General features: G+C 66.5%; 22 protein-coding genes. 11 read left to right on the plus strand and 11 right to left on the minus strand.

Translation table 11 applies throughout. The annotated features are described in order from the left end of the window. The first annotated feature begins 111 nt into the window (after positions 1-111). Both AC3IMC_RS03890 and AC3IMC_RS03895 read left to right on the plus strand, forming a co-directional pair. Positions 112-720, plus strand: coding sequence for a TetR/AcrR family transcriptional regulator (locus AC3IMC_RS03890; RefSeq protein ID WP_490917408.1), 609 nt, complete (start codon positions 112-114; stop codon positions 718-720). Between the two features lie 121 nt (positions 721-841). Continuing rightward, positions 842-1,453 (plus strand): hypothetical protein, encoded by a 612-nt coding sequence (locus AC3IMC_RS03895; protein ID WP_490917119.1) that lies wholly within the window; start codon positions 842-844, stop codon positions 1,451-1,453. Positions 1,454-1,482: 29 nt separating this feature from the next. On the opposite strand, the gene AC3IMC_RS03900 is transcribed toward AC3IMC_RS03895, so the two are convergent. Together AC3IMC_RS03900 and dapD are read right to left on the minus strand one after the other, a co-directional pair. Next, positions 1,483-2,340 (minus strand): transglycosylase SLT domain-containing protein, encoded by an 858-nt coding sequence (locus AC3IMC_RS03900; protein ID WP_490917120.1) that lies wholly within the window; start codon positions 2,338-2,340, stop codon positions 1,483-1,485. An 8-nt stretch (positions 2,341-2,348) separates the two neighbouring features. Next, positions 2,349-3,377 carry a 2,3,4,5-tetrahydropyridine-2,6-dicarboxylate N-succinyltransferase gene (dapD, locus tag AC3IMC_RS03905; RefSeq protein ID WP_490917121.1) on the minus strand — a complete coding sequence of 343 codons (1,029 nt, stop codon included), beginning with the start codon at positions 3,375-3,377 and terminating at the stop codon, positions 2,349-2,351. A 51-nt stretch (positions 3,378-3,428) separates the two neighbouring features. On the opposite strand from dapD, the gene dapE reads away from it, so the two are divergent. After that, positions 3,429-4,565, plus strand: coding sequence for a succinyl-diaminopimelate desuccinylase (gene dapE / locus AC3IMC_RS03910; protein WP_490917122.1), 1,137 nt, complete (start codon positions 3,429-3,431; stop codon positions 4,563-4,565). Between the two features lie 72 nt (positions 4,566-4,637). Here dapE and AC3IMC_RS03915 read toward each other — a convergent pair whose 3' ends face one another. From AC3IMC_RS03915 to AC3IMC_RS03930, 4 genes are all read right to left on the minus strand, one after another. Beyond that, positions 4,638-5,477 (minus strand): amino acid ABC transporter permease, encoded by an 840-nt coding sequence (locus AC3IMC_RS03915; RefSeq protein WP_490917123.1) that lies wholly within the window; start codon positions 5,475-5,477, stop codon positions 4,638-4,640. Further along, complete coding sequence (locus tag AC3IMC_RS03920; protein ID WP_221386590.1) at positions 5,474-6,124, minus strand: amino acid ABC transporter permease; 651 nt, start codon at positions 6,122-6,124, stop codon at positions 5,474-5,476. The genes AC3IMC_RS03915 and AC3IMC_RS03920 overlap by 4 nt, the downstream gene beginning before the upstream one ends. An 84-nt stretch (positions 6,125-6,208) precedes the next feature. Continuing rightward, positions 6,209-7,096, minus strand: a complete 888-nt coding sequence (locus AC3IMC_RS03925; protein WP_221386591.1) for a glutamate ABC transporter substrate-binding protein — start codon at positions 7,094-7,096, stop codon at positions 6,209-6,211. 68 nt (positions 7,097-7,164) lie between these two features. Next, positions 7,165-7,920 (minus strand): amino acid ABC transporter ATP-binding protein, encoded by a 756-nt coding sequence (locus AC3IMC_RS03930; RefSeq protein ID WP_026265670.1) that lies wholly within the window; start codon positions 7,918-7,920, stop codon positions 7,165-7,167. Positions 7,921-8,025: 105 nt separating this feature from the next. Here AC3IMC_RS03930 and AC3IMC_RS03935 point away from each other — a divergent pair, with 105 nt between their 5' ends. The 4 genes from AC3IMC_RS03935 (at position 8,026) to AC3IMC_RS03950 (ending at position 10,933) form a co-directional block, all read left to right on the plus strand. Further along, complete coding sequence (locus tag AC3IMC_RS03935) at positions 8,026-8,808, plus strand: LOG family protein (RefSeq protein ID WP_454486677.1); 783 nt, start codon at positions 8,026-8,028, stop codon at positions 8,806-8,808. Positions 8,809-8,839: 31 nt separating this feature from the next. Beyond that, on the plus strand, positions 8,840-9,277 hold the full coding sequence (locus AC3IMC_RS03940; protein ID WP_490917124.1) for a DivIVA domain-containing protein: 438 nt from the start codon (positions 8,840-8,842) through the stop codon (positions 9,275-9,277). Continuing rightward, the gene (locus tag AC3IMC_RS03945) at positions 9,274-10,533 is read left to right on the plus strand and encodes a hypothetical protein (RefSeq protein ID WP_490917125.1); all 1,260 of its coding nucleotides are present in this window, start codon (positions 9,274-9,276) and stop codon (positions 10,531-10,533) included. Before AC3IMC_RS03940 ends, AC3IMC_RS03945 begins: the two co-directional genes overlap by 4 nt. A gap of 232 nt (positions 10,534-10,765) precedes the next feature. Further along, a complete protein-coding gene (locus tag AC3IMC_RS03950; protein WP_102973820.1) occupies positions 10,766-10,933 on the plus strand; it encodes a DUF3117 domain-containing protein in 168 nt (55 codons plus the stop codon). A 59-nt stretch (positions 10,934-10,992) separates the two neighbouring features. On the opposite strand, the gene AC3IMC_RS03955 is transcribed toward AC3IMC_RS03950, so the two are convergent. Continuing rightward, complete coding sequence (locus AC3IMC_RS03955) at positions 10,993-11,625, minus strand: O-methyltransferase (RefSeq protein WP_490917126.1); 633 nt, start codon at positions 11,623-11,625, stop codon at positions 10,993-10,995. A 228-nt stretch (positions 11,626-11,853) separates the two neighbouring features. On the opposite strand from AC3IMC_RS03955, the gene sigE reads away from it, so the two are divergent. From sigE to AC3IMC_RS03970, 3 genes are all read left to right on the plus strand, one after another. Next, the gene (gene sigE, locus AC3IMC_RS03960) at positions 11,854-12,468 is read left to right on the plus strand and encodes an RNA polymerase sigma factor SigE (RefSeq protein ID WP_454486670.1); all 615 of its coding nucleotides are present in this window, start codon (positions 11,854-11,856) and stop codon (positions 12,466-12,468) included. 7 nt (positions 12,469-12,475) lie between these two features. Beyond that, on the plus strand, positions 12,476-13,378 hold the full coding sequence (locus AC3IMC_RS03965; RefSeq protein ID WP_490917127.1) for an anti-sigma factor: 903 nt from the start codon (positions 12,476-12,478) through the stop codon (positions 13,376-13,378). Positions 13,379-13,447: 69 nt separating this feature from the next. Next, on the plus strand, positions 13,448-13,849 hold the full coding sequence (locus AC3IMC_RS03970) for a twin-arginine translocase TatA/TatE family subunit (protein WP_490917128.1): 402 nt from the start codon (positions 13,448-13,450) through the stop codon (positions 13,847-13,849). 6 nt (positions 13,850-13,855) lie between these two features. Here the strand turns inward: AC3IMC_RS03970 and AC3IMC_RS03975 are convergent, their stop codons facing one another. The 3 genes from AC3IMC_RS03975 to AC3IMC_RS03985 form a co-directional block, all read right to left on the minus strand. Then, a complete protein-coding gene (locus AC3IMC_RS03975) occupies positions 13,856-14,989 on the minus strand; it encodes an Mrp/NBP35 family ATP-binding protein (RefSeq protein ID WP_490917129.1) in 1,134 nt (377 codons plus the stop codon). 61 nt (positions 14,990-15,050) lie between these two features. Then, complete coding sequence (locus AC3IMC_RS03980) at positions 15,051-15,749, minus strand: DUF1003 domain-containing protein (RefSeq protein WP_490917130.1); 699 nt, start codon at positions 15,747-15,749, stop codon at positions 15,051-15,053. Then, on the minus strand, positions 15,733-17,016 hold the full coding sequence (locus tag AC3IMC_RS03985) for a magnesium transporter MgtE N-terminal domain-containing protein (RefSeq protein WP_490917131.1): 1,284 nt from the start codon (positions 17,014-17,016) through the stop codon (positions 15,733-15,735). Before AC3IMC_RS03985 ends, AC3IMC_RS03980 begins: the two co-directional genes overlap by 17 nt. A 77-nt stretch (positions 17,017-17,093) precedes the next feature. On the opposite strand from AC3IMC_RS03985, the gene AC3IMC_RS03990 reads away from it, so the two are divergent. After that, positions 17,094-18,077, plus strand: coding sequence for a YflT domain-containing protein (locus AC3IMC_RS03990; protein WP_490917132.1), 984 nt, complete (start codon positions 17,094-17,096; stop codon positions 18,075-18,077). A gap of 89 nt (positions 18,078-18,166) precedes the next feature. Here the strand turns inward: AC3IMC_RS03990 and AC3IMC_RS03995 are convergent, their stop codons facing one another. After that, on the minus strand, positions 18,167-19,741 hold the full coding sequence (locus AC3IMC_RS03995; RefSeq protein WP_490917133.1) for an aminopeptidase P family protein: 1,575 nt from the start codon (positions 19,739-19,741) through the stop codon (positions 18,167-18,169). Positions 19,742-19,815: the final 74 nt, after the last annotated feature.

The raw sequence follows: 19,815 nt of genomic DNA on the forward strand, positions 1-19,815 counted from the left end.
AGATTTTCATGCCCCAACGCTATCCCACGGCACGTCTTCGCCGCCCCCGCGTTCCGGATCCCGGGCGCCGTGTGACACGGCAATGGAAGCACGAGTGTGCTAATAAGGATGGTGCCCAAAATTGTTGATGCAGACGTCCGGCGGCAGGACGTGGTCGATGCCGTGCTCCGCATCATTGCGGTTGACGGGCTGGAACGGGCGTCGCTGCGGGAAGTAGCGGACGAAGCAGGCCTGGCCGTGGGATCCGTGCGGCACTACTTCGCCGGCAGTGACGAGCTGCTTGCCTTCTCCTTCGCCACCGTGGTGGACCGCGTCCTGGCCCGGCTGGGAAGGCTGTTGCCGGCGGTGCACGGCGCGGCACGGGAGAGTGCCGGCCAGCGGGAGGCCGTTTTAACCCTTCTGGGTGGCATGCTGCCCCTGGACGAGGAGAGCGCGGTGGAGGTTTGCGCGTGGCTGGCGTTCAAGAACGCCGCGCGGATCAAGGTTTTTCTTTCCGCCGGGGCCGACCGCAGCCACCGGGAAGTGGCGGCCATCGTCGGGGGCGTTGTCGCTTCCCTGTTGCCGGAGGACGAACCGCAGGAGAGCCTGGTGCTTGAAGCGGAGCGGCTCCTGGCAACCCTTGACGGGCTGTGCCTGCACGCTTTGCTGCAGCCGGGCTGGATGACCGCGCAGATGTGCCGTGACGTGCTGGAGCGCCACCTGGACGGCCTGGCACGGTAGGTGGTCCAGCTCAATGGCCTGTCCTGCACTACCGCGAATCTCCTGCGGGAATAGACTGATAACCGGGTACACGGGACCGGACCACGACACCCGGCATAAACAGGCCAGGGAAGGACTTCGGATGCAGCACGCAAGCGGTTCAGGGTGGCATATCACCACGGACACGTCCGGGCCGATGATGATTGCCCTGTACGTCCGGGACGCGGCCGGCCTGAATGGCGTAGGGCGGCCCATGCTGTCCCATGCCGCACCCAAGGTCCGCCCCGCAGACCACACACACCTGACGTCGGACGTTGGCGGCCTGGGTGCGCTGAAAACCGAATGGGAGGCCTGGTGGGAGCAGCTTCTCAAGGCCCATCCGCAAACGTCCCCGGAGCTGTCCCCGCCCGGTTTTGAAGCCTTCGGCAACTCCCCTGCCCTTCAGCGGGTCCTGCAGGCGCATTTCGGTTCGGCCCTCACCTGGGCCCGTGAACGCCGGAGCGAGTACGCCGAACTGGAAGCCGAACGTGTGGCCACCGGAACGGATCAGCAGCTGAAGGACATGGTGGATGACCGGCTGCTGGAAGTGGGCCGGGATGCCCGGGACTTCACGCTGACCATCATCGAACTTCCGCTGGACGAACAACGTGCCTGGTACCTGGAACCGGACAAGATCATCATGAGCCAGCAACTCATGGGCCAGCCCGACCTGTTCCGCAGCTACGTCCAGCCGGTGCTGGAAATCCTGGTCTAGGCCCACGCCCGGCAGGACGACGGCGGCCCTCAGCTGCCGCCGTCGTCCTGCCTGACGGTGATGCGCACCTGGCCGTCTGGTGCCCCCGATTCCCGCCATCCGTCCCCGCCGCTGCGCTGCCAGGTCCGGCCTGCCACGTCCACCTGGGTGACGGCGAGTTCCTTGGCGTTGGCCACGGCCCATTGCGCAATCGACCAGGCCTCGGTTCCGCCGGCTTCCACCACCAGGTTGCCTCCCGCTGCTTCGGCGTCCACGCCGCCATAGGCGAGGTCCAGTTCCGAGGCCACCGTGGCGGCGTCACCGGCGGCCGTGGCAGAGCGGAGGGTGCACTGCACGGCCTCCGGCGTCTGCCCCGTCAGGCCGGAGGCGAAGGCGCGGCCCATGTCCTCGTGCTGGGCGTAGGCCTGGGGGTGGGCGGAACGCTGGACACGCTGGGCAGCGTCAGTAATGTCGAGCGTCTCGTAGCCGGGGATCTTCACCAGGGCGTCGTAGAAGGCGTTCACGGCGTAGTACGGGTCCATGATCTGGGCCTCTGTTCCCCAGCCCTGGGAGGGCCGCTGCTGGAACAGTCCGCGGGAATCGGGTCCAGCCTGGTCACCGTGTTCGATGTTGCGGAGCTTGGATTCCTGCATGGCCGTGGCCAGGGCGATGCTCGCCGCCCGTGGAGGCAGTCCCCGCCGTACCGCCACGGCAGTGATGAGGGCGGCGTACACCGCCTGGTCCGGCGCCAGTTCTGCCGTCCGGTTGCCCGCCGTAGCGGTGCAGCGTTCCGAAACCAGGGTTTCGGAACGCTGCACGAAGAACACTGCCGTGTAGATGCCGCCGGCCACGAGTGCGAGGGCCAGCACCAGCACCACCAGGCGGCGCAGGCTGCGTCTGCGTGCCACTAATGGATTCAGTTGGCGTGCAGGGCGTCGTTCAGTTCGACCGTCTGGCCCTTCCGCGCCAGGACTTCCACCGCTCCGGTGGTGGAGTTGCGGCGGAACAGCAGGTTGGGCACGCCGGAGAGTTCGGCTGCCTTGACCACCTTGGTGGTGTCCTCGCCGTCGTCGTCCTTGGGGCCGGGCACGCGCACACGGGTGCCGGCCGTGACGTAGAGGCCTGCCTCCACCACGGAATCGTCGCCGATGCTGATGCCGACGCCGGAGTTTGCGCCCAGCAGGACGCGTTCGCCGATGGTGATTTTCTCCTTGCCGCCGCCGGAGAGGGTGCCCATGATCGAGGCGCCGCCGCCGACGTCGCTGCCGTTGCCGGTGACGACGCCGGCCGAAATGCGGCCTTCAACCATGGACGTGCCGAGGGTGCCCGCGTTGAAGTTCACGAAGCCCTCGTGCATCACGGTGGTGCCTTCGGCCAGGTGCGCACCCAGGCGGACCCGGTCGGCGTCGGCGATCCGCACACCGCTGGGGACAACGTAGTCCACCATGCGCGGGAACTTGTCCACGCCGTAGACGGTGACAGCTCCCCGGCGGCGCAGCCTGGCACGGGTCAGTTCGAAGCCTTCGACGGCGGCCGGGCCGAAGTTGGTCCAGACGACGTTGGGCAGCTTGCCGAAGATGCCGTCCAGGTTGATCGTGTTGGGCCGGACCAGCCGGTGGGAGAGCAGGTGGAGGCGCAGGTAGGCGTCTGCCGTGTCGGCAGGGGCCTCGTCCAGGTTGATCTGGACGAACACCACTTTCTGCTCCGTGCCGCGGTCCTCATCAGCGCCACCCTCGGCGAGGCGGGTAAGGGCTTCGTCGGCTTTTTCCACCGAGCGGAGGTTCTCGGCCGCTACACCGAGCGCGGGGGCGGGGAACCAGACGTCGAGGACAGTGGCGTCGCTGCCGGCCGTGGAGATGGTGGCCAGGCCAAAGCCATACGCGGAGCGTTCGCCAGGGGCGGTGTTCAAGGTTTCGGGCACGGCGGAAGAAGCGGTCTCAGTCATGTTGCCCAGTCTATCGAGGGCCGGGTGGCCGGTTCGAACTAGACTTGCTTCGTGACTGCCGAAACCGCGCCCCAACCGTCCGTGCATACCCTTGACCTCCGCCAGGACGTGGCACTGCTGACCGCAGCCATCATGGATATCGAAAGCGTCTCCGGCAATGAGCGCGCCCTCGCCGATGCCGTGGAGCAGGCCCTGCTGGCCATCCCGGAGCTCAACGTGGTGCGCGACGGCGATGCCATCATTGCCCGCACCGAACTGGGCCGCAGTGAACGCGTCATCCTCGCCGGCCACCTGGACACGGTGCCGCTTCCGCTGACTGAAGGCTCCAAAGGCACCGTCCCCTCCAGCTGGGAGTCCGGCGTGCCGGGGGAGGGAGTCCTCTACGGCCGCGGCGCCACGGACATGAAGGGCGGCGTGGCGGTCCAGCTTGCGCTGGCGGCGGGCCTGTTCGACGGCGGCGCGCAGCCAAGGCGCGACGTCACCTTCGTCTTCTACGACCATGAGGAAGTGGAAGCCGTCAAGAGCGGCCTGGGACGCCTGGTCCGGAACCATGGGGACCTGCTGCAGGGGGACTTCGCCATCCTGCTCGAGCCGACGGACGGCACCGTGGAGGGGGGCTGCAACGGCACCAGCAGGTTCGAGGTGAGCACCGCCGGGGAGGCTGCGCACTCCGCGCGGGCCTGGATGGGCAGCAACGCCATCCATGCCGCAGCACCCATCCTGGCCCGCCTGGCCGCCTACGAACCCCGCACCGTCAACGTCGACGGCCTGGATTACCGGGAAAGCCTCAACGCGGTGAAGATCAACGGCGGCACCGCCGGCAATGTCATCCCGGACCGCTGTGTGGTGGAGATCAATTACCGGTTCGCCCCGGACAAGACCCCGGACCAGGCTGAAGCCCACGTGCGGGAGCTGCTGGAGGGTTTTGACGTCGTCCGCACCGATGCAGCGGCGGGAGCACGGCCCGGGCTGCAGCACCCGGCTGCTGCCTCCTTCGTCGCCGCCGTGGGAGCCGAGCCCAAGCCCAAATACGGATGGACCGACGTCGCCCGCTTCAGTGAGCTGGGTATCCCGGCGGTGAACTTCGGTCCCGGCGATGCACTGCTGGCGCACAAGGACAACGAGCACGTCCACGCCGACGCCATCCGCAACTGCCTCGCCGCACTGCGAAGCTGGCTTGCTGCCTGAGCAGCCTGCCAAAGAAAAGGTCCGGAATTCCCGCGGGAATTCCGGACCTTTTGTCGTCAGTGGCCGCCAAGGTTATGGAGCCGCTGCCTCCAGGACATCGGGTTCGGCCTTGGCCGTACCGCCGGCGGCCTTCTTGGAGCCGCGCCGCTCGATCCACACGGCGAGCCGCGAGACCGAGATGTTGATGGCGATGTAGATCGCCGCGGCCACGAAGAAGATCGGGAAGAGGTACTGCGTGCCCAGGAAGTCCGCCATGACCTGGACTGCGCGCAGGAGTTCGCCATAGGCCACGATGTAGCCCAGCGAGGTGTCCTTCAGGAGGACCACCATCTGCGCCACGAGCGAGGGCATCATGCGCCGGATCGCCTGGGGCAACTCGATCAGCATGCGTGATTTGTAGCTGGTCAGCCCGATGGCCAGGCCTGCCTCGCGCTGCCCCCGGGGGAGGGACTGGATGCCGGCGCGGATGATCTCGGCGAACACTGCCGCGTTGTAGAGCACCAGGCCTGCCACGACGGCGATGAACGCGGACGTGCCGAACCCCAGCAGGATGAAGAGCATCATCAGGACCACCGGCATGCCGCGGAGGAACTCAAGGATGACCCTCATGGGGACCCGGATCGCGGCGGCGTCCGAAATACGCAGCAGGCACAGCAGCAGGCCCAGCGGGAACGCGATGACCGCCGCGAGTGCCGCCGCCGAAAGGGTGGAGCCGAGGCCGTTGCCCAGCAGCCGCCACACGTCGGCGCGGGTGAAGATCTGCCACCGGCGTGCTTCGAAGATGCCCTGCTGCCCGAGGGTCATGACGATCCAGGCCAGGAGGCCAAGGATCAGCAGGCCGCCGACGATGGAGGCGATCAGGGAGATACGGCGCGCCTTGGGGCCGGGGACGTCGTAAAGGACGGAACTCATCGGGCAATCGCCACCTTTCGTTCCACCGTGTTGGCAAGGATTCCCAGCGGAACGGTGAGGAGCAGATAGAAGAACGCGGTGCCCAGCAGGACGGCGATGACGGCATCACCGTTGGCATTGGCCATCTGGCGGCCGTAACCGAACAATTCCAGGACGAAGAAGGCGCCGGCCACCGAGGAGTTCTTGACCAGGGCGATCAGGATGTTGATCAGCGGCGGGATCACGGTCCGCAGCGCCTGCGGGAGGATGATGAGCGAAAGCACCTGGCCGAATTTCATGCCGATGCTGCGCGCCGCCTCGGCCTGGCCGACGGGGACGCTGTTGACACCCGAGCGGACAGCTTCGGCGATGAACGCGGCGGTGTAGGTACTCAGGGCGATGATCGCGGCGATCTCGAACTGCTCGAATTTGACCCCGATCCGGGGGAGCACGACGGCTGCGAAGAAGAAGGCGATGGTCAGCGGAGTGTTGCGGAGGACTTCCACGTAGACGGTGCTGAAACCGCGGAGCGCCGCAACCGGGGAAACGCGCGCCGCGGCAAGCAGGGTGCCGAGGATCAGAGCGAAAATTCCGGAAACAGCGGACAGAAAGAGTGTGCGGAGAAAACCATTCCAATACAGGGGCAGGTTTTCAATGATGACGTCCATAAGATCCTTCGACTGTATGCGTGGACGGATGAAGGCGGTGCTGCCGGGGCCGTTGTGCAGCCCCGGCAGCGTTGCGGACGCTACTTAGTAACGGTTGATGGCGGGCAGGCTGGGTGCGGTCTTGATGACCGAACCGGCAGTTGCCTCCCAGGCCTTCTTGTAGGAGCCGTCCTTTTCGAAGGATTCCAGCTGGTCGTTGATCCAGTTGCGGAACTCGGTGTCACCCTTCTTCAGGCCGATGCCGTACGGCTCCTTGGTGAAGGTTTCGTCGGAGGCCAGCTTGAAGGCGTCAGGTTCCTTGTCGACGAAGCCGGCGAGGATCACGTTGTCCGTAGTGACGGCTTCAACCTGCTTGTTGCGCAGCGGCTCCAGGCAGGCGGAGTAGGTGGCGGCAGGGACCAGTTCGGCGCCGTACTTGTCCACGATCGTGGCGGCCGGGGTGGAGCCGGTGACGGAGCAGACCTTCTTGCCCTTGACGTCTTCGGGCTTCTTGATGGTGTCGTTGTCCTTGTTCACCATCAGGGCCTGGCCGGCTTCGTAGTACGGGCCGGCGAAGTCGACAACCTGCTTGCGCTTGTCGCTGATGGTGTAGGTAGCGATGACGATGTCCACCTTGCCCTGCTCGATGAAGGGCTCGCGGTTGGCGGAAACGGTCTCGGACCATTCGATCTTGTCTGCTGCGATGCCCAGCTTGGCGGCGATCAGCTTGCCGATTTCAACGTCGAAACCGACGGGCTTGCCGTCCAGGCCCACCTGGCCGAACAGCGGCTGGTCAAACTTGGTGCCGATCTTGATGGTTCCGGCAGAGGAGAGCTTCGCCATGGTGGTTCCGGCAGCGAACGTCGGCTTCTCGACCGGGCTCGGGTTGCTGGAGCCTCCGGAGTCGCCGCCGCCGCAGGCGCTCAGGGACAGGGCGAGGGCAGCGGTAGCCGCCACGACGAAGGACTTCCGCCGGGACATAAATGCCTTCATGACATTCCTTTCATTGATGGCCGTGGGTTTCCGGCCTGGATGCGAACTGAAGTGTGGTGTTCGGGTGGTCAGTGGGTGAGGAGCTTGGACAGGAAGTCCTTGGCGCGGTCGCTCTTCGGGTTGGTGAAGAACTCCTCGGGAGTGGCGTCCTCGACGATCTGGCCGTCCGCCATGAAGACCACGCGGTCCGCGGCCTTGCGGGCGAAGCCCATCTCGTGCGTCACCACGATCATGGTCATGCCCTCCTTGGCGAGCTGGACCATGACATCAAGGACCTCGTTGATCATTTCGGGGTCGAGGGCGGACGTGGGCTCATCGAACAGCATGACCTTGGGCTTCATTGCCAAGGCACGGGCGATCGCAACACGCTGCTGCTGGCCGCCGGAAAGCTGGGCCGGCAGCTTGGGTGCCTGGTGGCCCACGCCGACGCGTTCCAGGAGCGCCATGGCATCCTTCTCCGCGGCGGCCTTGGAAACACCCTTGACCTTGATGGGGCCCAGTGTCACGTTCTCGAGGATGGTTTTGTGGGCGAACAGGTTGAAGGACTGGAAGACCATTCCGACGTCGGCGCGCAGCTGGGCGAGCTCCTTGCCTTCCTCGGGCAGCACCTTGCCGTCGATGCTGATGGTTCCGCCCTCGATGGTTTCCAGGCGGTTGATGGCCCGGCAGAGGGTGGACTTACCGGAGCCGGAGGGCCCGATGACCACAACAACCTCGCCCTTGCGGACCTGCAGGTTGATGTCCTTCAAAACGTGCAGCTGGCCGTAATGCTTGTTAACGGCGTTCAGGGAGACGAGAGCATCGCCGGGCACATGAGTAGTCATAGGAAAGAATCTAGTTGAACAACGCAGCCTTATGACCCCAATCACCCCAAGTTCCTGCTGATCGTGATTCAAGAGATACCTGGAGTTGGAGGTTAGCCTAGGGGAATGAGTATCAATGCAGATCCGGCCAAGAATTCCCAGCCGCGCCGTAAAGGTCCCCTTGAGCTGCGCCGCAAACAGGCCGCGGTGGAAATGTCGGACCAACATCTGCTTGATACCAAGGGCCCCGGCCAGTTCGTGCACACCGACCCGTGGCGCGTCCTGCGGATCCAGAGCGAATTTGTCGAAGGCTTCGGCGCGCTCGCGGACATTGGAAAAGCGGTCAGCGTGTTCGGCTCCGCCCGCACGAAACCCGGCAGCACCTACTACGAAATGGGCGTGGAAGTTGGCCGCAAGCTTGCCGAAGCGGGAGTAGCGGTCATCACCGGCGGCGGTCCCGGCTCCATGGAAGCGGCCAACCGCGGCACCGTCGAAGGCAACGGAGTGTCGGTTGGCCTGGGCATCGAGTTGCCGTTCGAACAGGGCCTGAACCAGTGGGTGGACCTGGGCATCAACTTCCGCTACTTCTTTGCCCGCAAGACGATGTTCGTCAAGTACGCCCAGGGCTTCATTGTGCTGCCCGGAGGCCTGGGAACGCTCGACGAGCTGTTCGAAGCCATGGTGCTGGTGCAGACGCGGAAGGTCACCTCCTTCCCGATCGTGCTCCTCGGCGTGGACTTCTGGGGCCCGATGATCGAATGGATCAAGGGCACCCTGGTGGCTGAAGGCATGGTTTCGGAAAAGGACCTTGACCTCATCCAGCTTGTGGACGACCCCGCCGAAGCCGTGGACCGCGTCCTGCACGAGGCCATCACTCCGGCGCTGAACGGCGAGCAGCGGCCGGAGTAGGCGACGGCGTCCGGTCTGGCACGATGGAACCGTGAGTTTCTTTCTGGTTTTCCTCGCCGTGGTGCTGGTCGCGGCGGTTCTCTGGGCCGGCCTGGGCCGACGGTCCCGCAAGGAGGGCGGTTCGCCGCTGCCCGTGCTGCTGGACGGCGGCTTTGACGAGCCTCCCGCCAATCTGCCTCCCGTGCTGCTGCCGTCGCATGCCGGCCCGGAGGACGTGAACCGGGTGCGCTTTTCGCTCGGCCTGCGCGGATACCGGATGGACCAGGTGGACCAGGTACTCGATGAGCTGCGGGACCAACTGGCCGCCAGGGATGCGGACATTGCGGAGTTGCGCGGGCAGGTGGCGGCGCTGCGGATTGCGTCCGACGGCGGGTCGGCCACGGGTGAAGGTCCTGCCCAGCAGCCAATTTCCGAAAGTCCTGCCGCGGACGGCCGCGAAGGCGCGCCTGCCGGGAAGGGCGGACAGTGAGCACGGTGACGGGGCGCCGGGCACCCCTGGCATCCGCCGCAGTGCTGGCCCAGCGGACGGCATCGGCTGTCCGCCGATGGCCCTGGTGGCTGCAGGTCACCGCCGTCTATGGCAGCGCGCGCCTGGCCAGCGCCTTCATCTTCATGGCCGCGGCCCTGCACCAGGGCGCCAACCCCTGGTTCGCACCGAAGCCGGACTACTGGAACTTCATCAACATCTGGGATGCCCGCTGGTACGGGCAGGTCATCGCCGGCGGGTATCCGTCGGTCCTGCCCACGGATGCTGCCGGCAACGTCCAGGAGAACACGTGGGCGTTCTACCCCCTCTTCCCGGCACTGGCCGGCGGACTGAGCAGCCTCACCGGGTTGAAGCCGGCCGCCTCGCTGACCCTCATCGCCATGCTGGCCGGCTGGGGCGCCGCGCTGGTGGTTTACGCGCTCTTCCGGCGCAAAGCCGCGCATGCACCGGCGATGTGGGGGGTGACGTTCTTCGCGACCTTCCCGGTCTCGGCCGTCCTGCAGGTTCCGTACGCCGAGCCCCTGTCACTCCTGCTCCTGGCAGCGGCACTGCTGCTGGTGGTGCGGCGGCAATACCTGTGGGCCATCCCCGTGGTGGTCCTCCTGTGCCTTTCCCGGCCGGTGGGCGTTCCCTTTGCTGCCTGCCTGGGGCTGCTGCTCGTGTTGCGTGCCGTGGCGCGGTTCAGGGGTGAGCGGGGGAGTGCTCCCGGCGAAGAAGCCCATTCCCTCGCGGACCTCGCGGGCCTGGCCGGGCTTACCGCCGTCGCGGGCCTGTCAGCCCTGGCGTGGCCGGCGGCGGCGTGGGCTGCCACCGGTGACCCGCTCGCCTACACCAAGACTGAAACCGTGTGGCGGGGCCACGACCTGGTGCCGTTCAAGCCCTGGTTCGATGCCGGCGTCGACCTCTTCGGCCCCGTGCTGGGCATCCTGGCACCCCTGGTCTTCGCGGGTCTCTTCGCGGCGCTGCTGTTCGTGCCGCCGGTGGTGCGCCTCGGCGTCGAACTGCGCATATGGTGCGCCTGCTACATGGGCTACCTGCTGGTGTTCCTGCACCCGCAGACCAGCACGTTCAGGATGCTCCTGCCACTGTTTCCGCTGGCCCTGGGCGCGGCGCTGCTCTCCCGGTCCAGGGCGTACCGGGGGGCCGTGGTCACCATGTTCCTGCTGCTGCAGATCGTCTGGATCGTGTGGTTGTGGGCCTGGGCGCAGCTGCCCGGCGGAGGGGACTATCCGCCCTAGGAAAGGAAGCTTCGGCGCAGGTCAGGCCGGGAATCACCGGTTGCCGGAAATGTCCATCGATTAGCTACGGGCGGGTAATTCCGCGATAATGATAGGTAAGCAAGGACATAAGCATTAAGAAAACGCGCAGCCCTGGCGGTGGGAATGCACCCCGCCATCGCAGCCTGATCGACATGCGGACGCAGCCCGCCCGGGCTGATTGGTCCTGGGACACAATGGAGGGAAATTCCTCATGGCGGCGATGAAACCACGCACCGGCGACGGCCCTATGGAAGTCACCAAGGAGGGCCGCAGCCTGATCATGCGCGTCCCGCTCGAAGGCGGCGGGCGTCTTGTGGTCGAACTGAACGCTGCCGAGGCAGCCAACCTGAAGGACTGCCTCGTAGGCGTCACCGAGTAATTGTGCCGGACAGGGTCCGCGGCCTGGGGCTGCGGGCCCTGTCCTGTATCCGGCCGCGCCTACTTCTTGACGGCCACCAGCAGGCCGTCCCCGGTGGGCAGCATAGCTGATGCCAGCCGCTCGTCGTCGCGGATTGCCTTGCCCACTTGGCGCAGGGTGACCGTGTTGGGCTCGCGTCCCGCCGGGTTGGCCACCTTATCCTTGTCCAGCGCGTCATTGATGACCAGCAGGCCCGAACGCTTGAGCAGGCGGATGGCCTGCTCCACATAGCCCGGCAGTCCGGGCTTGTCCGCATCGATGAACACGAGGTCATAGGCGCCGTCCGTCAGCCGCGGCAGCACGTCACCGGCGCGGCCGGAAATGGTCCGGGTCCGGTTGGCGGGGCTGCCGGCCTCGGCAAACGCCTCGCGCGCCGCCCGCAGGTGCTCCACGTCCACGTCGATGGTGGTCAGGACAGCCTGGGGGCCAAGGCCCCGCAGGAGGCACACGCCGGACACTCCGGCGCCGGTGCCGATTTCGACGGCGGTCTGGGCCTTGGAAGCGGCCGCGAGGACCGTGAGGACGGCGCCCACGCCGGGGCTGATGGCGCTGACCCCCAGTTCAAAGGAGCGCTCCCTGGCCCGGAGCATGACCTCATCCTCAGCGGGCAGATCTTCTGCATAGGACCAGCTGCTGGACTTGTCGGCGCTCATGAATCATCGCTTTCTGGGCGGAAGGGGGAGTTTCTCCCCAAGCCTACTGTGTCCAGGCGGGCCCGCCGTGGAAGCAGCCGTTGCGCCCAAGGCTGAAGTCCGCCCGCAGTCAGGAAATTCCCAGCCAAGTTTGACATGATGATTATCCGCTCATCCAAAAGGTGACCGGCGCCGAATCAGAGATGTCAACAGTATCCGGGCGTTAGCATTCCACGAGGGGAGTGGACGATGTCATCTTCAGTTGTGGCACCTGTCCCTGCAGTCAACAATCCCGACGATGAGTGGGTCCGCCCCACCTGGGAAGAAGTGGTCACCAACCATTCGGCGAAGGTCTACCGGCTGGCTTACCGCCTGACCGGAAACAAGTTCGACGCCGAGGACCTCACCCAGGAGGTATTCGTCCGCGTCTTCCGGTCGCTGGAGAACTTCAAGCCCGGAACGCTCGACGGCTGGCTGCACCGGATCACCACCAACCTCTTCCTTGACCAGGCGCGCCGCAAGACCCGCATCAGGTTCGACGCCCTTGCCGAGGACGCCGAGTCCCGGCTGCCCGGCCGTGAGCCCGGACCCGAGCAGAGCTTTGAGTTGAACAACCTTGACCTGGACGTCCAGGCGGCACTGGAGGAACTTCCGCCGGATTTCCGCGCGGCGGTGGTGCTGTGCGACCTGGAGGGGCTGTCCTATGACGAGGTGGCGGAGGCCCTTGGCGTTAAGCTCGGGACGGTCCGGTCCCGCATCCACCGCGGGCGGACCATGCTCCGGGAAAAGCTCGCCCACCGGGACCCCCGCCCGCAGCAGACCCGCCGCAAACTCTCGATGCCGCGCATCGCCGGGATCCTCTGATCGGCGCATGAAGCCCCAGTTCCCCTTCGGCGGCAGGCATCAGCGCACCAGCAGCCACCTCCAGGCGTGCCACGAATGTGCCGCCACCGTGCGCCGGGAGCGGCAATACCTGGAACGCCTCCGCGAGGCTCCCATTCCGCCGGCCAGCCAGGACCTGACCGAGCGGCTGCTTTCACGCACCTCCGAACTCGCCGCCCAGGCACCCCTTCCGGCCCATAACGGCGGGCCCTCACGTACTGCTGCCCGGGCGCTGGCCATGGCCACCGGTGGAACGGTTGCCGCGGCCGGAGTGCTGGCGGTCGGGGCTTTCGCCGCAGCGGGGGATCCCCTGGCCGCCAACGCAGCCGGAAGCACGGCCGCTTTCTCGCATGTCTCGTCGCAAACGCCCGCTGACGGCAGGACCTTGAATGCCGAGCAGGTGGGCCGGCTACGCTCCGAGGGCTGGGCGTGCCCTGAACTGGAAGCCATGGGGTTCCACCTGGAGGCAGCCAAGGCGCTGGTGGTTGAGGGGCAGCCCGCTGTAGAGCTGCGGCTCAGTGACGGCTCCCATCATGCAACCATCACCGAACAGCACCCCCTAAGCCCCGGGACGCCGGCTCCTGGAGCCATGGAGCCGGGCGGTGGTGCATCATCCGGCGACGGCAACCCCGAAAGCGGGCTCCTCCAGGTCTGGAGCACCTCGCCCTGGTCTGCAACCTACCGTGCGGTGGGGCGGACCTTCACCTACCGCTCGGACCTTCCGGCGGACCAGGCCGACGACGCCGTGCCCATCCTCCGGCGCCTGGCCGAGACCGCCTCGGAAGGCGTGGACGCGTCCATCCAGCCGGCACCATCCGTAGCGCCGGGGGAACCCCTGGAAATGCGGCTGGAGCGCGGAATCAACAAGATCGCGGCGCTGTTCGCCCCGTGACACAGACTGTTTCCCATCCACCCGGCCGGGAATCGTCGCTGGCAGCCCGGAGAGGGTAATCTTCCTAAAGTGTTTGGTATCAACGGCCCGGAGTTTATCCTTCTGCTGATCATCGGTGTGCTGGTGATCGGCCCCCAGAGGCTGCCCGAATATACCCAAAAGCTGGCGAACCTGGTCAAGGAACTGCGCCGCATGGCCTCCGGCGCCCGCGAGCAGATCAAGGAAGAAGTGGGCATCGACATCGACGATGTCGACTGGAAGAAGTACGATCCCCGCCAGTACGATCCCCGGCGCATCATCAAGGAAGCGCTGCTCGACGACGACGCCAAGCCCGTCAGCGCCAATGCCCCCGCCGCGGTGGCAGCAGTCTCCGGTGCGGCCGCCGTCGCCAGCACTCCCGCCCGGCCCGAACGGGTAGTGGAGCGGCTCCCTGCAGGCGAAGCCGCCCCGTTCGACACGGAAGCCACGTAGGACTGCTCAGCGGGGCTGCAAACCGAGTTTCATGCCGGCGAGGCCGCGTGGCTTCGTGGCGAGGCGGCCGGCAATCTTCGCCAGTGCCGCTGCTGCGGGCGTACCCGGCTGGCCCAGCACGATCGGAAGGCCGGTGTCCCCGCCTTCCCGGAGCTGGATGTCCAACGGAATCTGGCCCAGCAGCGGCACCTCCGTGCCCACGGTGGCGGTCAGCCTCTCCGCCAGGACTTCGCCGCCCCCGCTGCCGAACAATTCCATCCGGCCGCCATCGGGCAACTCCAGGTAGGACATGTTCTCAATGACGCCTGCCAGCTTCTGTCCTGTCTGGGTGGCGATGGCGCCGGCTCGTTCGGCGACGTCCGCGGCCGCGGCCTGGGGCGTGGTGACCACCAGGATTTCAGCGCCCGGGAGCAGCTGCGCCACGGAGATGGCAATGTCTCCGGTACCCGGCGGCAGGTCCAGGAACAGGGCGTCGAGGTCGCCGAAGTAGACGTCGGTCAGGAACTGTTCCAAGGCGCGGTGCAGCATGGGACCGCGCCAGGCCACGGGCTGGTTGCCGGTGACGAACATGCCGATGGAGATGACCTTCACGCCGTAGGCGACAGGCGGAAGGATCATGTCGTCCACCTGCGTGGGTGCCTGGGTGATTCCCATCAGCGCCGGCACCGAGAAGCCGTAGACGTCGGCGTCCACGATGCCAACGCGCAGACCCTGGGCTGCCAGGGCGGCGGCCAGGTTGACGGTGACCGAGGACTTTCCCACCCCGCCTTTGCCGCTGGCGACTGCGTACACCTTGGTCAGTGAGCCGGGCTGGTTGAAGGGGATGGTGCGCTGGGCGCCCGCACCGCGGAGCTTCTCCTTGAGGGCGTCCCGCTGGGCTTGGTCCATCACCTTGAGCTCAACGTCGACGGCGCTCACGCCGGGGACGGCGAACAGTGCCTTTTCGGAATCGGCGGTGATGGTGTCCCGCAGCGGGCAACCGGCGATGGTGAGCAGCACCGCCAGGGTGACCCGGCCGTCGTCGGAAACCTGTACGGAGTCCACCATGCCGAGCTCGGTGATCGGGCGGCGGAGCTCGGGGTCGATGACCGTGGCCAGGGCAGCATTGACTGCCTGAGCCAGCGGGGATCCGGAGGGCATCGGAGTATCCAGGGGGGAGCTCATTGGCTGGGAACCGGCTTTCGGGTGCAGGTGCTGGGGGCTAGCGGTCGGGGGTGGAGTGGCCAGGCTTGACCCGGGGAATCTGCTGGGTGCGCGGGTTCCGTTGCCGGTCCCGCTGGTCACGCAGTTTGTCCTTGACTTTGTCCCGCGGGGACTCGTGCGACCCCGGAGCCGAGGTGTCATGCGTTCGAAGCTCTTCCTGGGCTTCGAGCAGGTCCTCAAGGAGCGAACGCAGCTCGGCCCGGACGTAGTCGCGGGTGGCCACTTCGCGCAGGGCAATGCGCAGCGAGGCGAGTTCGCGGGTGAGGTACTCGGTGTCGGAAAGGTTCCGTTCGGCACGCTGGCGGTCCTGCTGGAGCGAGACGCGGTCGCGGTCATCCTGCCGGTTCTGGGCCAGCAGCAGCAGCGGAGCCGCATAGGAAGCCTGCAGGGACAGCATCAGGGTCAGCAGGGTGAATCCGAGGTCTCTGGAGTCGAACTGCCATTCCGCGGGGGCCCAGGTGTTCCAGCCCAGCCAGAAGATGCAGAACACGGTCATGTAGACCAGGAACTGGGGCGTGCCCATGAACCGGGCAAAGGCCTCGGTGGCGTGCCCGAACGCGTCCGGGTCCGGACGGAAGGTGGGCAGGATCCGTTGCCTGCCGCTCAGGGGCGTGTCGAGGCTGCCTTTTGATTCCGCTTTGGCCAAGTTCCGCTGGTTGGGGTTCTTCGGAGCACTGATATCAGCCAATGCGGCCACCGAGCCTTCTTATCGGGGCTTCGCCATCATGGGCGCGCCAGTCGTCCGGCAACAAATGATCCAATACGTCATCAACAGTCACCGCCCCCACCAGCCGGCCGGCGTCATTGACCACCGGAAGTGAGTTCAGGTTGTAGGTGGCCAGCGTCCGCGCCACTTCGCTGATGTGGGCCTGGTCGGACAGCGGCTCAAGGTTCTTGTCCACCAGGTTGCCCAGTGCCTCGAACGGCGGGAAACGCAGCAGTTGCTGGATGTGCACCACGCCAAGGAAGCGACCCGTCGGTGTTTCCAGAGGCGGCCGGGCAATGAAGATCGACGACGCCAGGGCGGGGGAGAGCTCCTCGCGCCGGACGTGGGCCAGGGCTTCGGCGACGGTGGCCTCCGGCGGAAGGATCACCGGCACGGGGGTCATCAGGCCGCCGGCGGTGTCCTCGTCGTATTCCAGCAGGCGGCGGACGTCCTCGGCGCCTTCGGGCTCCATCAGCTGCAGCAGTTCCTCCGCCTGGGCGGAGGGCAGCTCTCCCAGGAGGTCTGCAGCGTCGTCCGGATCCATCTCCTCCAGGACATCGGCTGCACGCTGGACGTCCAGGGCCGAGAGGATCTCCACCTGATCGTCTTCCGGGAGCTCCTGGAGGACGTCCGCGAGACGTTCGTCCTGCAGTTCGCTGGCCACCTCAAAGCGGCGTTTATCGCTCATCTCCTGGAGAGCCTCGGCGAAGTCAGCGGGTTTGAGGTCCTCGTGGTTGGCCACGAACTGGGTTGCGGCCTGCGGCTCGGTCTTCTGGCCTTGCTGGGCGTCCGCCCAGTCGATAATCAGGGTCTCGTTGCGGCGCAGCCGGCTCAACGGCGAGAGCGAGTGCCCGCGCCGGACAAAGAGCTTGCTGACGAACCAGTCACGGGACCTGTGCTGGTCAATGGCGATGTCCTCAATGGTGGCGTCGCCGCTGCCGTCGCGGAGGGTGACCCGGCGGTCGAACATCTCGGCCACCACCAGCGTTTCGGCGCCGCGCTGTTCAAAGCGGCGGAGGTTCACCAGGCCTGTGCAGATGATCTGGGTCTGGTCGATCGAGGTGATGCGCGTCATGGGCACGAAAACGCGCTTCTTCCCCGGAACTTCCACCACGATACCCACCACGTGCGGGGCCCCTTGGGTGCCGCGGGAGAGCACAACGACGTCGCGCAGGCGGCCCAGCCGGTCGCCCAGCGGGTCGAAGACGTCGAGTCCCAAAAGGCGCGCCACGAAGACGCGGGTAGGTGTTGTGCTCACTCCTACAGGCTACCGAGTCTGCTCACTTTTAGCTGAATTTACAGGCAGTACCCACCTGCATGGGCAAGAATGGATTTATGTCGAACATTTTTGGTGCACCCAAGGCCGGCGCCGCGAACGGTCCGGACGACGCCCGGGCTGTTCCCACCGGTGACACCGTTGGCTCCTACAACTCCTACCTCGACGCCCAGAAGGCTGTCGACTACCTGGCGGACCAGCAGTTCCCGGTCCAGATGGTGTCGATCGTGGGCAACGAACTGAAGATGGTGGAGCGGGTCACCGGGCGCCTGAGCTATCCCCGGGTGGCACTCTCCGGGGCACTGAGCGGCATGTGGTTCGGCCTCTTCGTAGGGGTCATGCTGTCCTTCTTCGCGCCGTCGCCGGGATACTTCTCCATACTGACTTCCGTGCTCATGGGCGCGGCTTTCTTCATGCTTTTCGGCATCGTCACGTACGCAATGCAGCGCGGCAAGCGGGACTTCACCTCCACCAGCCAGGTGGTGGCCACCAACTATGACGTCATCGTGGCACCCGAAGCGGCCCACGAGGCACGGCGCCTCCTGCAGCAGCTGCCCATGACGCGGTCCGACGCAGCTTCAGGCCACGGCCCGTACACCCAGCACGACTACTACAACCAGCCGTACCAGCACCAGGACCAGCAGGGCCAGGGCCCTGCCCGCCCCGCCGGCTGGAATGACCCCTACGGCCAGCGCTCCTCCGGATCTTCCGCGCAGGACAGCCAGGGCTACCCCGACAGCGGCCAGCAGCAGGGGGCCCAGCAGCAGGGCGGTCCGCAGCACTATGGCGAGCAGTACGACGGCGGCCAGCACCAGCAGCCGGTCCGCTCAGTCCGCTACCCGGACCTGCCCGATGGCCGGCCGCAGTACGGCGTCCGCCTGCCGCAGGGGCCCGGTTCCGGCGCCCCGCAGCATCCCGGCCAGGAACCAGCGGCACCGGAACACGCGCCGGGCCACGAGGCCGGCCACGATGCCGCTTCGCAGACCGGCGGGGAACACTACGGCGTGGAGGACGACCAGCACCGGGGTGACCCGCGGCCGTAGGCTGCCAGGAAACCAAAGCTGCCGGAAGGCAGGCGCAAAGCGGGGCCGCCGGAAGGAATCCGGCGGCCCCCCTTTGGTAACAGTAGGTATCAGGCGTCTTCGGTCCGGTAGATTCCGGCCATCCAGTCCTCAACGTCCGTTGCCTTCCGCGGCAGGGCGGCGCTGAGGTTGACAGGTCCGTCGGCCGTCATCAGGACGTCGTCCTCGATGCGGACGCCGATGCCCCGGAACTCCTCGGGGATCGCAAGGTCTTCTTTCTTGAAGTACAGCCCCGGCTCGATGGTGAACACCATGCCCTCGGTGAGGACGCCGTCCAGGTACAGCTCCCGCTTTGCCTGGGCGCAGTCGTGGACATCGAGGCCCAGGTGGTGGCTGGTGCCGTGCGGCATCCAGCGGCGGTGCTGCTGGCCCTCGCTGCTAATGGCCTCCTCCACGCTGACGGGCAGCAGGCCCCACTCGGCAAGGCGCTCTGCCAGGACCGTCGTTGCCGCCGTGTGGATGTCACGGAATTTGGTGCCGGGCTGTGCGGCGGCGAACCCAGCATCAGCTGCGTCGAGGACCGCCTCATAGACCTTGCGCTGGACGTCGCTGAACGTGCCGCCCGCCGGAAGGGTGCGGGTGACATCGGCTGTGTACAGCGAGTCCACCTCAACGCCGGCGTCGAGCAGCAGCAGGTCGCCGGAGTGGATCCGGCCAGTGTTGCGGGTCCAGTGCAGCACGGTGGCGTTGTTGCCTGAAGCGGCGATGGTGTCGTAGCCCAGCTCGTTGCCCACTTCGCGTGCGCGGGCGAAGAAGGCGCCCTCCACTACGCGCTCGCCGCGGGCATGGGTGAGCGCCCGGGGGAGGGCCTTGACCACCTCTTCGAAGCCCTCCACCGTGGCTGCCACGGCAAGTTTCATCTGCTCGATTTCCCACTCATCCTTGAGCAGGCGCAGTTCGGAGAGCGCCTCACTGAGCTTCTCATCGAGGGCGTCAAGGGCCTCGAGGTCCAGGTTTTCCGGGTCCCTGGCAGTGTTGTAGCGTGCGGTGTCCACCAGGGCGTCTATGTTTTCGTCCACCTTGCGGACCAGGCGGATGGAGATGCCGCCGATTTCCGGGGCCCCGACATCCTTCGTGATGGCGGTTTCCAGCTGGTCAATGTGGGCCGTGGCCAGGCCAAGCCGGGCTTCGAACTCCGCCAGGGTGGGACGGGCGCCGATCCAGAATTCGCCTGACCGCGCATCTGCGTAGAACTGTTCCGTGTCCCTGCCTGCCAGCGGCCGGAAGTAGAGCGTGGCGCGGTGGTTGGCGCCGTCGTCGCCCTTTCCTTCCCCCACCGGTTCCAGGATCAGGACGGCGTCAGGCTCATGGTCCAGGCCCAGGCCGGTGAGGTGGGCGAACCCGGAATGGGGGCGGAAGCGGTAGTCGCAGTCGTTGGAGCGCACCTTGAGCGGGCCGGCGGGGATGACCAGGCGTTCGCCCATGAACTGGGCGGAGATGGCTTTGCGCCGGCGCGCCGCGTAGGCGGCTACGGCATCGCGCTCGGGGGTCTCCTGGCTCGAAGGTGCCCAGTTGCTGGCCATGAAAGCCTTGAAGGCGTCGGAGCTGGGCCGCTGTGAGCGGTTGTTGACACGCTCCTCCAGTGGCTGGGAAGCAGAGTTGGGGGTGTTTTCGGCATCGTTCACGGGACCATCGTCTCACCAGCGTCGCGGCTGCGCGAACAGCCCTTCGGCACCCCGGATCCGCCGTCCACTAGGCT

Source organism: Arthrobacter sp. E70 (assembly GCF_058266945.1).

Excerpts from the sequence above, each read along its gene's own strand:
- AC3IMC_RS03895 (WP_490917119.1), top strand. The coding sequence starts at position 842 with ATGCAGCACGCAAGCGGTTCAGGGTGGCATATCACCACGGACACGTCC.
- dapD (WP_490917121.1), bottom strand. The coding sequence starts at position 3,377 with ATGACTGAGACCGCTTCTTCCGCCGTGCCCGAAACCTTGAACACCGCC.
- AC3IMC_RS03915 (WP_490917123.1), bottom strand. The coding sequence starts at position 5,477 with ATGAGTTCCGTCCTTTACGACGTCCCCGGCCCCAAGGCGCGCCGTATC.
- AC3IMC_RS03920 (WP_221386590.1), bottom strand. The coding sequence starts at position 6,124 with ATGGACGTCATCATTGAAAACCTGCCCCTGTATTGGAATGGTTTTCTC.
- AC3IMC_RS03925 (WP_221386591.1), bottom strand. The coding sequence starts at position 7,096 with ATGAAGGCATTTATGTCCCGGCGGAAGTCCTTCGTCGTGGCGGCTACC.
- AC3IMC_RS03930 (WP_026265670.1), bottom strand. The coding sequence starts at position 7,920 with ATGACTACTCATGTGCCCGGCGATGCTCTCGTCTCCCTGAACGCCGTT.
- AC3IMC_RS03935 (WP_454486677.1), top strand. The coding sequence starts at position 8,026 with ATGAGTATCAATGCAGATCCGGCCAAGAATTCCCAGCCGCGCCGTAAA.
- AC3IMC_RS03950 (WP_102973820.1), top strand. The coding sequence starts at position 10,766 with ATGGCGGCGATGAAACCACGCACCGGCGACGGCCCTATGGAAGTCACC.
- AC3IMC_RS03955 (WP_490917126.1), bottom strand. The coding sequence starts at position 11,625 with ATGAGCGCCGACAAGTCCAGCAGCTGGTCCTATGCAGAAGATCTGCCC.
- sigE (WP_454486670.1), top strand. The coding sequence starts at position 11,854 with ATGTCATCTTCAGTTGTGGCACCTGTCCCTGCAGTCAACAATCCCGAC.
- AC3IMC_RS03965 (WP_490917127.1), top strand. The coding sequence starts at position 12,476 with ATGAAGCCCCAGTTCCCCTTCGGCGGCAGGCATCAGCGCACCAGCAGC.
- AC3IMC_RS03975 (WP_490917129.1), bottom strand. The coding sequence starts at position 14,989 with ATGCCCTCCGGATCCCCGCTGGCTCAGGCAGTCAATGCTGCCCTGGCC.
- AC3IMC_RS03990 (WP_490917132.1), top strand. The coding sequence starts at position 17,094 with ATGTCGAACATTTTTGGTGCACCCAAGGCCGGCGCCGCGAACGGTCCG.